10 protein-coding genes and 1 pseudogene are annotated in these 12,877 nt (G+C 64.8%); 6 read left to right on the forward strand and 5 right to left on the reverse strand.

Annotation, left to right across the window (positions count from 1 at the left end; all coding sequences use genetic code 11):
* The coding region (locus AC1DF3_RS28645) for an acetyl-CoA C-acyltransferase (RefSeq protein WP_478141611.1) at nt 1-798 on the forward strand (798 nt) is incomplete at its 5' end.
* Nucleotides 799-852: 54 nt separating this feature from the next.
* On the opposite strand, the pseudogene AC1DF3_RS28650 reads toward AC1DF3_RS28645, so the two are convergent.
* The 4 genes and pseudogenes from AC1DF3_RS28650 to AC1DF3_RS28665 all read right to left on the reverse strand — a co-directional run bounded on the left by AC1DF3_RS28650 (nt 853) and on the right by AC1DF3_RS28665 (nt 5,340).
* Nucleotides 853-1,965 (reverse strand): annotated as a pseudogene (locus AC1DF3_RS28650) (acyl-CoA dehydrogenase family protein).
* A 123-nt stretch (nt 1,966-2,088) separates the two neighbouring features.
* Nucleotides 2,089-3,108 carry a Bug family tripartite tricarboxylate transporter substrate binding protein gene (locus tag AC1DF3_RS28655; protein WP_478141612.1) on the reverse strand — a complete coding sequence of 340 codons (1,020 nt, stop codon included), beginning with the start codon at nt 3,106-3,108 and terminating at the stop codon, nt 2,089-2,091.
* Between the two features lie 3 nt (nt 3,109-3,111).
* The gene (locus tag AC1DF3_RS28660; protein ID WP_478141613.1) at nt 3,112-3,888 is read right to left on the reverse strand and encodes an enoyl-CoA hydratase/isomerase family protein; all 777 of its coding nucleotides are present in this window, start codon (nt 3,886-3,888) and stop codon (nt 3,112-3,114) included.
* Nucleotides 3,889-4,440: 552 nt separating this feature from the next.
* Complete coding sequence (locus AC1DF3_RS28665) at nt 4,441-5,340, reverse strand: LysR family transcriptional regulator (protein ID WP_478141614.1); 900 nt, start codon at nt 5,338-5,340, stop codon at nt 4,441-4,443.
* Between the two features lie 115 nt (nt 5,341-5,455).
* On the opposite strand from AC1DF3_RS28665, the gene AC1DF3_RS28670 reads away from it, so the two are divergent.
* The 4 genes from AC1DF3_RS28670 to AC1DF3_RS28685 are packed head-to-tail and all read left to right on the forward strand — an operon-like array spanning nt 5,456 to nt 10,678.
* A complete protein-coding gene (locus tag AC1DF3_RS28670; protein ID WP_478141615.1) occupies nt 5,456-6,400 on the forward strand; it encodes a hydroxymethylglutaryl-CoA lyase in 945 nt (314 codons plus the stop codon).
* The gene (locus tag AC1DF3_RS28675; protein ID WP_478141616.1) at nt 6,397-7,599 is read left to right on the forward strand and encodes a CaiB/BaiF CoA transferase family protein; all 1,203 of its coding nucleotides are present in this window, start codon (nt 6,397-6,399) and stop codon (nt 7,597-7,599) included. Before AC1DF3_RS28670 ends, AC1DF3_RS28675 begins: the two co-directional genes overlap by 4 nt.
* Nucleotides 7,600-7,637: 38 nt before the next feature.
* Nucleotides 7,638-8,621, forward strand: a complete 984-nt coding sequence (locus AC1DF3_RS28680) for a Bug family tripartite tricarboxylate transporter substrate binding protein (protein ID WP_478141617.1) — start codon at nt 7,638-7,640, stop codon at nt 8,619-8,621.
* 29 nt (nt 8,622-8,650) lie between these two features.
* Nucleotides 8,651-10,678, forward strand: a complete 2,028-nt coding sequence (locus AC1DF3_RS28685; RefSeq protein ID WP_478141618.1) for an aconitase family protein — start codon at nt 8,651-8,653, stop codon at nt 10,676-10,678.
* A 406-nt stretch (nt 10,679-11,084) separates the two neighbouring features.
* Here the strand turns inward: AC1DF3_RS28685 and AC1DF3_RS28690 are convergent, their stop codons facing one another.
* A complete protein-coding gene (locus tag AC1DF3_RS28690) occupies nt 11,085-11,600 on the reverse strand; it encodes a hemerythrin domain-containing protein (protein ID WP_478141619.1) in 516 nt (171 codons plus the stop codon).
* 831 nt (nt 11,601-12,431) lie between these two features.
* Between AC1DF3_RS28690 and AC1DF3_RS28695 the strand changes: the two genes are divergently transcribed.
* Nucleotides 12,432-12,632 carry a hypothetical protein gene (locus tag AC1DF3_RS28695; RefSeq protein WP_478141620.1) on the forward strand — a complete coding sequence of 67 codons (201 nt, stop codon included), beginning with the start codon at nt 12,432-12,434 and terminating at the stop codon, nt 12,630-12,632.
* Nucleotides 12,633-12,877 lie beyond the last annotated feature (245 nt).

Raw genomic sequence — 12,877 nt, forward strand, 5'->3', positions numbered from 1 at the left:
CGCAACAACGCGGTCTACGACACCACCATCGGCTGGCGCTTCGTCAACAAGCTCATGAAGGCGCAGTACGGCGTCGACTCGATGCCCGAGACGGCCGAGAACGTCGCCACCGACTACAAGATCGAGCGCGAGGCGCAAGACCGCATGGCCCTGGCGTCGCAGCAGCGCGCCGTGGCGGCCCAGAAGTCGGGCTTCTTCGACAGCGAGATCGTGCCGGTCAGCGTGGCGCAGAAGAAGGGCGACCCGGTCATCGTCAACAAGGACGAGCATCCGCGCGAGACCAGCCTCGAGGCGCTGGCCAAGCTCAAGGGCGTGGTGCGCCCCGACGGCAGCGTGACCGCTGGCAATGCCAGCGGCGTCAACGACGGCGCGGTGGCGCTGCTGCTGGCGGATGAAGCCAGCGCCGCGAAGCACGGCCTGACGCCGCGCGCCCGCGTGGTCGGCATGGCGACCGCCGGCGTGGCGCCGCGCATCATGGGGATCGGTCCGGCACCGGCGACGCAGAAAGTGCTGCAGCTCACCGGCCTGAAGCTCGACCAGATCGACGTCATCGAGCTCAACGAGGCCTTCGCCGCCCAGGGACTGGCCGTGCTGCGCCTGCTCGGCCTGAAGGACGACGACGCGCGCGTCAACATCAACGGCGGCGCGATCGCGCTGGGCCATCCGCTGGGCGCCAGCGGCACGCGCTTGGCCACCACCGCGATCAACCAGTTGCACAAGGGCGGCGGCCGCTATGCGCTGTGCACGATGTGCATCGGCGTCGGCCAGGGCATCGCGGTCATCCTGGAACGAGTTTGATAGGTGTTCTACGGAGTCCGACGCAAGGGCTCCGTGAAACTTCCGCTCTCGAAGTCAAACGCGTGCCGGATCGCTACGTTTGACCAACTCCAACTTGGCGATGGCATTGCGGTGCACTTCATCCGGGCCGTCGACGATGCGCACAGTGCGCTGATGCGCATAGGCCTCGGCCAGCCAGAAGTCCTGGCTGACGCCGGCCGCGCCATGCGCCTGGATCGCCCAGTCGACCACCTTGCACGACGTGTTGGGCGCGACCTCCTTGATCATGGCGATCTCCACACGCGCATCCTTGTTGCCGACCGTGTCCACTTTGTGCGCAGCATTCAGCGTCAGCAATCGCGCCTGGTCGATCAGGCAGCGCTACTCGGCGATGCGCTCATGCCAGACCGATTGCTCGGCCAAGGGCTTTCCGAAGGCGATGCGCGAACGAAGCCGGTCGCACATCAGTTCCAGCGCGCGCTCGGCGGCGCCGATCGAGCGCATGCAATGGTGGATGCGTCCCGGGCCCAGGCGGCCCTGGGCGATCTCCACGCTGACGCCGGGCGTGTCGCGCGGCACCAGCACCATCGACTGCTGCGCATGGCGCGGCGCCTCGGTGTCGGTCTTGCCCATCACGATGAAGATCTTGCAGCGCGGRCTGCCCRCGCCGGACGAGAACCACTTGCGGCCGTTGATGACGTATTCGTCGCCTTCGCGCGTGATGGTGCACTGGATGTTGGTGGCGTCCGACGAGGCSMCGGCCGGCTCGGTCATCAGGAAGCCCGAGCGGATCTCGCCGGCGAGCAGCGGCTCGAGCCACTGGTCCTTCTGCGCCTCGGTGCCGTAGCGTTCGATGGTTTCCATGTTGCCGGTGTCGGGCGCCGAGCGGTTGAACACCTCGCCCGACCACGAGACACGCCCCATGACCTCGCACAGCGGCGCGTAGTCGAGGTTCGAGATGCCCGGCACGCCGCGATACTCGTGCGGCAGGAACATGTTCCAGAGGCCGCCGGCGCGCGCGAGCGGCTGGAGCTCTTCGACTAGCGGCGACACCTGCCAGGCATTACCCGACCGTCGGAAGGCATCCATCTCCTCGTAGTAGCGCCCCTCGTTGGGATAGATGTGCTGGTCGAAGAACTGAGCATGCGCTGCAGCACAGGTCCTAAGTCTCCGGGGAGGGTTCGGCAAACATGGTGTGTCCTTCGGTCTTGAGGGCCGCGTCCGGTCCTGACCGCTTGCTGTTCAAGATTTAGAACGCTGCAGATGGAAAGGAGCCGTCTCGCATATGACGAGGCGGCTGGCGATCGGAAATCAGTCGAGGCGCACGCCGGAGCGCTTTACCATCTCTGACCATTTCGCTGTGTCCGCGCGAATCAGTTCCGCGAATTCCTTCGACGAGCTGAGACGGACTTCGATGCCGGCGTCGGCCATCTGCCGGACGATGTCAGGGGAAGACATGACTGCGCCGATCTCGTCGTGCAGCTTCGCGACGATGTTGGCGGGCGTGCCGGCGGGCGCGAGCACGCCGAGCCAGAGCGACATCTCGTAGCTGCCCATGCCGGGTGTCTCGGAGATGGTTGGTACGTTCGGCAGGGTCGGCAGGCGTTTGCGGCCGGTGAGCCCCAGCGGGCGCACCTTCCCGGTCTTGACGTATTCGACGAAGTTCGACGCGGTGTCGAACATCATTGACGTGCGGCCGCCGAGAAAGTCGGTCATCGCAGGCGCGCTCCCCTTGTAGGGGACGTGCGTCAGGTCGACCTTGGCCAGGCTCTTGAAGAGTTCGCCGGACAGGTGGCTGGTCGTGCCATTGCCCGCCGATGCAAAGGTCAACTCGCCGGGCCTCTTGCGCGCAAGTTCGATGAGTTCAGCCACCGACTTGGCGGGCACGTCCGGATTGACTACGAGCAGGTTCGACGTGTTGTGCGTCAGCGTGATGGGCTCGAAGCTCTTGGCCGGGTCATAGCGCAGGTTCTTGTACAGGCTCGGGTTGATGGTGAGCGAACCCATGGTGGCGAACAGAAGCGTGTAGCCATCTGGTGCCGCAGTCGCTACCGCTTCGGCGCCGATGCCGCCGCCAGCACCGGCGCGGTTGTCGATGATCACGGCCTGGCCGAGTCGTTCTGCCAACTTCTGGCCCATGGTACGTGCCATCAGATCGGTCGCGCCACCTGGGGGGAATGGCACGACGAGGCGGATCGGTTTGTCCGGATACCCGGCCGCATGGGTAGGCAAACCCAGCGCCGAAAGCCCGACCGACCCGCAGGCCAGCAGCATTCCGCGGCGAGTCGGGTGCGGGTTGCCCGGACGCAGGCGTGAGTCAACGAACGCCATGGCTCAGCGTCCCGTGAACACCGGCGCGCGCTTTTCCGCAAACGCCCGCTGCGCTTCCTTGGCGTCAGCGGTCTTGCCGATCAGCGCCGTCATGTCCTGTTCGTAGCGATAGCCATCGCGCAGGCTCATGTCCTCGATCACGTTCAGCGTGTGCTTGCCCATGCGTGTCGACACCGGGCTCTTGGACGCGATGGTGGCCGCGATCTCCAGCGCCTTGGGCATTAAGTCCTCAGGCGTCGTGCACTCTTCGACGATGCCGAGGCGATAGAGCTCAGCCCCTGGCACGCGCATGCCGGTCAACATCATCCGACGCAGCCGGGAGTGGCTGAAAAGGCGCATCGCGTGGCGGCAGCCGCCGAGCAGTCCGACATCGACTTCGGGCAGGCCAAGCGAAGCCTTGTCCGAAGCGATCAGGATGTCGCTGGAGGCGGCCATCGCGACACCCGAGCCCAGCGCGGCGCCGTTGATCGCACAGATCACCGGCTTGGCGCATTCGCGGATCGCATGGAAGCATTCGCGCGTCCGCCTCGAGTGTGCGGGCAGGTCGCCTGGGCCCTTGATGACCGAAGCGCGACCCTTGAGGTCGGCGCCGGCGCAGAACACCTTGCCCGCGCCGGTCAGCACGACGACGCGCACATCGTCCATCTCGGAGATGCGATCGAGCGCCAGCGTGAGTTCGTCGTTGAGCGTGCGCGTGAGCGCGTTCACCGGCGGGCTGTTGAGCGTGAGAGTGGCTACGAAGTTGTTCAGCTCGTAGTTGAGTTGGGTCAGGTCGTTCATGGTCTCCATTCCGGCGCAAAGCGCGCTCGTCTTGTTCGGTGTTGCCAGTCTAGTGACGGGACTACCTCGACGAAGCCATCACTCCCACAGAGCTGGTATGCAATTTTCGGCAAGTCACCTGTCGACAGCAATGGCGGGAGCGTGCTGTCCGGCGGCAAAACCTGACTGTCCAAAGCTGGTACTGCCACGTATGCAGCGCAGCCGTCGCGCCGGGCGGCTACCGGTTTCACCTGAAGCTGACATAGCTTGGTGACGGAGCGACCGACTGCTGATGGCCGCGAGCACCAATTCGCGGCCGTGCCTGACACCTGACCTTCGGCGTGATCGCGCGGTTGGCCAACGACCGCTATAGGCGAGCTTGGCGAGCAGGCAGTCCCGGCCAGGGGACGAAACCGCTCGCGCGGTAGCCCGCCGTTGAGGCTGCGGTGGATGTCAAACGTTGCGCCCCTGTCTATGTTGAGGAGCGAGGCAATCCGCCTCGTTCTTCGACAGGAGCACGGCCTCCTGCAGGCTCATCGCGGCCTGCGAGCCCCGCGCCGTGGGTGCGCCCAATCAGCTGGCTCGGGCAACCAGGTGCTCAACCAGCAACTGCGCAGAGGGCGAGAGCTCGGAGGCATTGCGAAAGCAAACGACGAATCGGCGCTCGGCCCATGACTCCGCTAGCGGAATGATGCGCACCGCGTGAGCCGCGTCTTTCCGTCCGACGACCTCTCTGGGCACAAGGCTGATGGCGAGGCCCGCCGACACGACGCGCAGAGCGGCTTCGAAATTGCTGACGACGATGCGGTTTACCAACGTGTGACCGAGTTCCGCGGCAGCGCGTTGAAGCGACTGTTGGACGGCGCTGGTGACCGGCAAGCCGACCTGCTCGAAGGCAAGCGTGTCCTCGAATCGCAGCCGCTTGCGTTGCCCGAGCACGTGGTCTTGCGGTACGACGACACAGAGATGGTCGCTGCGATAGGGGCGGGACTGCAGCGTGCCGAGGTCGACAGCATCCCAGCACACGCCCAGCGACGCCAATCCTTCGCGCACTCCGCGTACGATCTCCGGGCTGATCCTTTCCTCCAGATCGACTTGCGTCGTCCGATGCGCCGGCATGTGGAGAAACGCCGCGACATCTTCGGCCAGCGACTCCGTCATGGCCGATACGCTCGCCAGGACGCGGACTTTGCCGCGTGTTCCGGCCACATAGCTTTCCATATCGCGCGCAATGCGTGCCGCGCCGTCAAGCATGCCGCGGGCGTGCTCTAGCACAGTGTTGCCGGCTGGCGTAGGGACCACGCCATGGCGCTTGCGCAGCAAAAGCGGCGTGCCCACTTGGTCTTCCAGCTGCGCCAATCGTTTGCTGATGGCGGAACCGACGATGTGGGCCCGTTCGCCGGCGCGGGCCATGTTGCCCGTTTCGCAGACTGCGACGAACAGGCGCAGCGTGGTGAGGTCGAGGTCTCGCAAGGTATTCCAGTTTGGAACTGCAGAGTTCCGAAATGTCGAAGATTTATCGATCGGGAAATTCTAGACTTGTGCAAGGGTCAGGTGCAAGCCGTGCCTGGCGAACAAGGAGACAGCAATGATTCCCTCCACCGAACTGCCACGGCACGCCGTGATTCGCGAGGTCGGCCTGCGCGACGGCCTGCAAAGCATCGCCCGCGTGGTCCCGACAGCAGCCAAGCTCGAATGGATCCGCGACGCCTACGCGGCGGGCCAGCGCGAGATCGAGGTTGGCTCCTTCGTGCCGCCGCGACTGTTGCCGCAACTGGCCGACACGGCCGAGGTGCTCGCCTTTGCCAGGACCTTGCCCGGCCTCAGGGCGTCGGTGCTGGTGCCCAACCTCAAAGGGGCCGAGCGGGCGATGGAATGCGAGGCGGAGTTCATGCTGTTGCCTCTGTCGGCCAGCCACGCGCACAGCCTCGCCAATCTGCGCAAGACACCCGACGAAGTTGTCGAAGACATCGCGCGCATCGTGGATGCGCGGGACGCCAAAGGATCCCGTACGCAGATCGAGGTGGGCATCAGCACGGCCTTCGGCTGCACGATTCAGGGACGGGTGGAGCCTGAAGAGGTGGTGCGACTGGTCAAGGCGGCCATCGATGTTGGCGCTGATGCCGTGGGCCTAGCCGACACGGTGGGTTATGCCGATCCCGGCATGGTGCGTTCGTTGTTCGAGGCCGTGCTACCGGTCGCTGGCGACAAGCTCAACTGTGGTCACTTCCATGACACGCGTGGCCTTGGCTTGGCCAATGTCTATGCGGCGCTGGAGTTGGGCATCACGCGTTTCGATGCCTGCATCGCGGGTATCGGCGGCTGCCCGCACGCGCCGGGCGCCAGCGGCAACGTGGCGACCGAAGATGTCGCCTACATGCTAGCCAGCATGGGCATCGAGACCGGCCAGGACTTCGACGCCCTGCTGGCCCTTCGCCGCAAGATCGAACACTGGCTGGAGGGCGAAACCTTTCACGGCACGCTCTGGCGCGCCGGGCTTCCGAAGACAATGAAACAGGAGCAGAACGCATGAGCGAAGCAACGCAAGTCGCGCAGCCATTGAGGGGCCTCCGAGTCATTGAGTTCACCCACATGGTGATGGGGCCTACATGCGGCATGGTGCTGGCCGACCTCGGCGCGGAAGTGATCAAGATCGAGCCAGTCGCCGGGGACCACAGCCGTCGCCTCCTGGGCGCCGGCGCCGGCTTCTTCCCGATGTTCAACCGGAACAAGAAAAGCATCGGCATCGACTTGCATACCGAGGAAGGCGCGGAGACCGCGCGGCGCCTTGCCGCGACCGCCGACGTGGTGGCGGAGAACTTCAAGCCAGGCACTATGGCGAAGTACGGGCTGGACTACGCATCGCTTTCCAAAGTCAATCCACGCATCATCTATGCAAGCCACAAGGGCTTCCTGCCGGGCCCCTACGATCATCGAACGGCGCTGGACGAAGTGGTGCAGATGATGGGCGGCCTGGCCTACATGACCGGTCGGCCCGGCGATCCGCTACGCGCGGGCACCAGCGTGAACGACATCATGGGAGGGTTATTCGGCGCCATCGCCGTCCTCGGCGCATTGATCCAGCGCGGCATCACGGGCCGGGGCATGGAGGTGCAATCCGCCCTGTACGAGAACAACGTGTTCCTGATGGGGCAGCACATGCTGCAGTTCGCCGTGACTGGCAAGCATCCGGCACCAATGCCTGCGCGAGACAACCCCTGGTCGGTCTATGACGTCTTCACGGTCAAGGACGGCGAACAGATCTTCCTGGCCGCGGTGAGCGATGCGCAATGGTCGACGTTCTGCGAAGCCTTGGGCTTCCAGGATCTCAAGGCCGAGCCAGCACTGGCGACTAACAACGAGAGGGTCGCGCACCGGCCGCGCTTGTTGAAGGCGATCGGCGATCGCATTGCGCATCGAAGCGCCGGTGAGCTTGCGCAGGTGATGGAAAAGGCCGGTTTGCCCTTCGCCCCAATTCGCAAGCCCGAAGACCTGTACGACGATGAGCACCTGCTCGCCACCGGCGGGCTCGCGGACATGCGCCTGTCCGACGGCCCGCGAGCCGGTGAGACGGTCAAGACCGCGCTGTTCCCGATCACGCTGGAAGGTCAACGGCTCGGCATACGCTTGAGTCCGCCGAGGCTGGGGGAGCACACTACAGAACTGCTCGGACAACTGGGCTTCGGCCCGGACGAAATGGAGGGCATGCGGTCTAGAAACGTGGTCGCATAGAGCCACAACGTCATTCCCAAGATTCATGGAGACAACCAATGATCTCAACGCAAAGCTTCTCGCGCCGCTCGATACTGGCCGCATTGGCCGCGATCGCTGCCGGCGCATGGCACGTTACCGCGAGCGCACAGTCCGGCACGGTCCGCTTCATTCTTCCGAACGCAACCGGTTCGGGCGTCGACGCCATCACGCGCGCTGCCCAGCCGGCATTGTCGAAGGCGCTCAACGCGGCCGTGGTGGTCGAGAACCAGCCCGGAGCAGGCGGGGTGGTTGGACTGCAGACACTGGCGCGATCGGCCCCCGACGGCAACACGCTGTCGATCGTGTCCAACAACGTGGTCATCCTTCCGAGTGTGCTGAAGTCGGTGCCCTTCGACATGCCCGGCGATTTCACACCCATCGCAGTGATCGGCGCAACGCCGATGGTGTTGGTGGTCAATCCGGGCAAGGTGTCGGCGACGAACAGCAAGGAGTTCATCGCGCTGCTCAAGAGCAAGCCGGGTGCCCTGAACTTCGCGTCCGGCGGCAACGGCACCATCCTGCATTTGGCGACCGAACTCTTCCTCGAGCAGGCCGGCGTCACGGCCAAGCACATTCCCTACAAGGGCGTCGGCCCGATGGTCACGGACTTGATCGGCGGGCAGGTCGAATTCGGCACCGCTGCATTGCCGAGTGTCCAGTCGCACATCAAGAGCGGCGCGCTGCGCGCCATCGGCACACTTGGGGCCCAGCGCACTCCTGCCGCGCCGGAGATACCGACTTTCGTTGAGCAGGGGTTGCCCAATCTCGTGGTGGACGCCTGGTTCGCCGTGATCGGACCCAAGGGCATGTCGGCGGACAGCGTCAAGAAGGCGCACGACGCCGTGGCGGCAGCGTTCTCGGATCCGGCTGTCATGGACGCGATGGCCAAGCAGGGAAATACCATCCGTATCGGCACCTCCGCCCAGGCCCAGTCTGAATTCAAGAGCGAGCTGGCAAAGTATGCGAGCTTGGTAAAGAAGGCAGGGATCGAGCCCCAGTAGGCTCGCGCCCGCCACGGGAGAATCCGGACATGCCAGCCAGTTCCTCACCAGCCAGCAGGGGGTCACTTAAGCTCGCGCCGGTCGTGCTCTTCCTGAGCCAATCGCCTGAGGTGGTGCGCCGCGGCCTCCGGGGCGAAGCGATCCCGCTCGATGCGGCGCTCCCGCTGCGGGACGACGTATCGACTGATGAAATCACGCCGCTGCCGATCCTCACGCACTACGACGACAAGCTCGGCCGCTATCCCTATACCGGCTTTCGGGCAGGTGACGCCGCGCCGATCGGCACCGACGCCATCCGCAGACATCGCATCGAGGTGGTGGTCGCCGGCAAGCGCTACGGCAAGGGCTCCTCGCGCGAGCACAGTCCGGCCGCAGAGAAGCTCGCCGGCGTGCGACTCGTGATCGCCGAAAGCTTCGAGCGCATCTACCGCCAGAACGCCGACAACATCGGCCTGTTCACTTCGACCGACTTCGGACTGGTCGCGCGCATCCAGTCGGGCGAGGCGATTCCGCTCGACGAACTCGTGGCCGGCCGCGATGCGCTGGCGGCGGCAATCCTTCGCAGCGGCGGATTGCTGCGCTTTGGCCAGCAGCACATGCGGGCGATCACGACCGTGGCCGGCGCGGCGGGCGGGCGTCCGCGCACGCTGTTCGAGAAGATCGTGGCGCGCCACGCGCTGGCCACCGAACTGACTGAGGCGCATCCTGCGCCGGGCGACGGCGCCTTCGTGCGGGCCGACTGGCGATTCATCCATGAGTACTACACCGGCATGGCCGCGCACATGCTGCACGCGAGCTTCGGCCGACCCCTCGCGCTGCGCGACCCGGCTTCGATCATCGTGTTCGAAGACCACACCTCCTACGTGAAGGAAAGCCCTGCGCATGTGAGTGGCGGCCTCGTGCCCAACGTGCAGCGCATGGTCGAGGCGCAGCGCGCGTTCGCGGCCGACTACGCGCTGCGTACGCATCGCACGCTGAACGAGGACGAGGCGGCCTCCGACAACGGCAGCAATGTGGCGGGCATCTCGCATGCGATGGTGGCTGAGCATTACGCGCTGCCGGGCCAACTGGTTGTCGGCACCGATTCGCACACGCCGCACAGCGGTGCGCTGGGTTGCGTCGCCTTCGGTGTCGGCACGACCGACATGGCGAACGCATTCGTGACCGGAGCGGTGCGACTGACGGTGCCGCAATCGTTGCGCATCGTGCTCGACGGCCGCGTGCCGGCGGGCGTGACGGCCAAGGACATCGCGCTGCACTTGCTGGCGCTGCCGTTCATCCGCCGCGGAGGCGGCGTCGGCAAGGTGTTCGAGTTCTGCGGCGATGCGATCGCCGGCCTATCCACCGACGAGCGCGCCACGCTCACCAACATGACGGCCGAACTCGGCGGCTTCACCGGCATCGTCGCGCCTGACGCCGAAACCCTGCGCTTCCTGCGTGAGCGCCGCGGCGTCAAGATCACGCTCGAACCTTGGATGCACAGCGACAAGGGCGCCACCTACACCGAGACCCTTCACGTCGACTGCGCTGTCGTGCCGCCGATGGTCGCCCGCCCCGGGGACCCCGGCAACGGACTTCCGCTGGCCGACGTGCCGCCAGTACGCATCGACATCGCCTATGGCGGCTCGTGCACCGCCGGCAAACGCGAGGATTTCGACCGCTACCACGCAGTCTTGCGCTGGGCTGCCGACCGTAGATTGAGGGTTGCGTCGCACGTGCAGCTGTTCCTGCAGTTCGGCACAACGGCCGTGCGCGACCACTGTGTCGCCCAGGGCTACATGGACGCGTTCGAGAAAGTTGGCGCGCGCATGCTCCAGCCTTCGTGCGGAGCTTGCGGAAACTGTGGCCCGGGGGGGTCGACCCGCATCGACCAAGTCACGGTGAGCGCGATCAACCGCAACTTCCCTGGCCGCGGCGGCCCCGGCCAGGTCTGGCTCGCGAGTCCGCCGACCGTGGCCGCGAGCGCGATCGCCGGCGAACTCGTTTCCTTTGAAAACCTTAAGGAGCGCCACGCCTGGCCGGCCTCAGCCGGCCCAACTGGCAGCCTTAGATCGTAGCTGTCGAAGTCCGCTTCTCGGCGCACTTCGGACTCTCGGTCCTCAATTTCGAAAGTCTTTTCAGGGCCCGAGCTCCCATTTCGATGGCGGAGAGAGCAGACGCTCAACTCTTCGAATGCAAGTTGGCTAGAGGGCGAGCGGGGGGCTATGACTGCAATGCCTTGAACTGAGTCATTGCCCTTTGCGTGCGGACGGGGGCCCCCTCCCGCACATGCGCCTTTGAAGGAGAACGCAGCCAGCAGAAAAAGGGCGCCGCCGGTCATCCGCCAGCTTTCAGGATCACAAACCAACGGCACTGCGCGCCGCTGCGCGTGTAGATGCAGAGGTTGAGCAACGCGTTCCTTGGGCTAGGCCATGGCCAAGCGGGTGGTGCCGAAACACGCGGACGACCGGCACGCATCCGGGATCAAGCCTTGGCTCCGCCCATGGCCACCGAGATCGAGGATGCTACCGCTGCCCATTCTGCTCGCGTCAGGTGCGCGGCTGTCTGCGAATGCAGCAGGGAGTCTTCTTCGTCTAGATGGACGAGCATCAATTTGCGGTGCTCGTGCAGCAGCGCTCCTACGCCGTCAGCTACGCTGGCCGCGCCCGAGGCCGCGCCCGAGGCCGCGGCCTTCAATTTGGCCGTGGCCTGCAGGAGCAGGTCATCGCAGCGATCGCGTGTGGATTCGAGGCGGATCAGCAGGTCGTCGGCCTCCACCGATCTGCCGCGCAGCGTTTGCACCAGAACCACGCCTTTGGGCCGGTGCGTGGCGTGATCGAACACCTGCAGGCGCTCGATAAGCGCGAAAAGCGCCTTCGCTTGGGGGCCGCTGCAGACCCAACCTCCGTCGTTCAGTGCGTCGTTGACGAGGTTGAGCAGCTCACGTATACGCGCGTGCTCGGCGCGCAGTACAGCCCATGCACACTCAGCTGCCAGCATGTCTTTCTCCCCTTAGAGCGATGAGACACTTCTACTGCGTCCAGCCGGGGACCGCAATATGATTTCAGTGGATGGGTGTCGCCGATCGCCGCCCTCGGTCGAGTGGCAAATGGTAGATTTCCTGCTGAGCCTGCGTTGCCGATTTCACGAGTTTCAAGGCTGACACCCACCAGCGCCGCCTCTTCGGTAGGCGACGCGGCCGAGCCAGGGTCCGCCGATTAAGCGTGCCTCGCACAACTCTCCCGCCGCGCCGCTCGGCGAGCGCTACTCAAAGTTCGGGCCTGCCCATCGCCGGGTTGGTCATGAACCCAGCGCATCGCCTGTTGCTCTGCGGTGTAGTTGGGCAGCTGCGTCGCTTCCTCATCCGCAGGAGTTTGAACAAGAACGACGATCGGTTGATAGCCGCCGCGCGGGGGTTCGGCTCGTAGCTCAAAGCGGAACCCGCAATATGCGAGCGCGTGACTATCGGAAACCGGAGTGCTGGGGTCTGTTGGCATGATTCTGGCCTCTTGGGGGCTTCCTCGATGGTGCGCAAAGGCGACGGCACGGTCGTGCAGGCGCGCACAGGCCCTGCTTGGAGGACAGCGCGCCCTGGCAGTGAGCCCGTAGCCGGCGGAAGGACAACGGCAAAGTGCGCTTGCATCGCTACGTCCCGCCGGTCCAAAGGAAGCCGCCGTACGACAGACGACAGGACTCAGTTTCTTGATGAAGTAGATCCGGTCATGATCTGAGAGATCGGGTAACCCCAGTAGCTTTAACGGTTCCCGTCCAACTCGCATTTCGTGAAAAAATACATAAACCAAAGTACTACATGTAACTACAATCGGTTACATGGACGAGACACAGTACGACACGAACCTGGGTTGGTGGACCGACAAGCCTGAGCGGGAAAGTCGCCCGTCCTCACAGCGGCGCGCCACCCTTCGGCCCAAGCGGCCGGTCGAAGGCTTTGGTGTGTGGCTCGCGTGTGCGTTGATCATTGCCTTGGTGACGGCCTTCGTTTGGTCCCTCAAGGTTGTGGTGGGGCTTTGATGAAGCTGATGGGAGCAAGAGTCGCAGCATTGGCCTGTTGTGTTCTGGTCTCGCTCAGCTCCAATGCAGATGCCCAGTCACCCCCTCGGGTCTATGCCTGCAAAGACGCTCACGGTCGCGCGTTGACTTCAGACCGACCGATTGCAGATTGCGCGGACAGGAACCAGCAGGAGTTACGCAAATCCGGTGGCGTCTTGCGCACAGTCGGTCCAACCTATTCGGACTTGGAACTTGCCGCTCGCCAG

It is taken from the genome of Variovorax sp. 10N432 (assembly GCF_056394465.1).